Raw genomic sequence first — 806 nt, 5'->3', positions numbered from 1 at the left:
ATCGAGAGCGCGGCGGACCGACTCGCACTTTTCCATCGCTGCACCTCCCGGACCCCGCCTCGTCGCGCCTACGGGTCGGCCAACCAGGTCCAAACGCAGGTGCATGCAATTCTTGCCGCGCTTGATCGCGAGTCCGCCGGGATTGTCCCTGCGGAGGTACGCGCATGGTGCGGGTTGGAACTTGCCCGACTCGCCGAGCACATCGACGCGCGTCGTGCCAAAGGCTTTGTGCGCGAGTGTCACGGCGACCTGCATCTCGAGAACGTCGTGCTAGCCGGGCGCGATGTATTGATGTTCGACTGCATCGAGTTCAGCGAAGTGCTGCGGTGGATCGACGTGGTCAACGACCTCGCATTCCTCTGCATGGATCTCCGCGCTCACGACCGCCCGGATCTCGAGACGCGACTGCTCAATCGCTGGCTCCTCGCGACTGGCGACTTCGCCGGACTGCGCGCTATTCGCCTATACATCGTCTATCGTGCACTGGTGCGAGCGCTCGTCGAGACGTTGAAGGCTCGCAGCGCAGAAGGCGTAGGGGGCCCCAAGCGCGCCAGCGGGTATCTGCAATGTGCCGTCAAGGCGGTGCGGGAAAGGCAGCCGTGCTTGCTGCTCTGCCACGGCTATTCCGGCTCGGGCAAGTCTGCCGCGAGTACAGCACTTGCACCGCTCATCGGTGCAATAAGGCTTTCGAGCGACATCGAACGCAAGCGTGCTGCCCCGTTTGCTCCGCTGCTGGAGCGATCGCTGACACATGGCGCTTATCTTCCAGAAGCCGTCGACGTCCAATACGCCAGACTGCTGAACCT

1 protein-coding gene is annotated in these 806 nt (G+C 63.2%); it reads left to right on the top strand.

The window, feature by feature from the left end; translation table 11 throughout:
- The coding region (locus tag AWB67_RS38870) for a bifunctional aminoglycoside phosphotransferase/ATP-binding protein (RefSeq protein WP_235025635.1) at positions 1-806 on the top strand (806 nt) is incomplete at its 3' end.

This window comes from Caballeronia terrestris (assembly GCF_001544515.1).
Taxonomy (GTDB): Bacteria; Pseudomonadota; Gammaproteobacteria; order Burkholderiales; family Burkholderiaceae; genus Caballeronia; species Caballeronia terrestris.
This window is presented reverse-complemented; position numbering and strand designations above follow the sequence as displayed.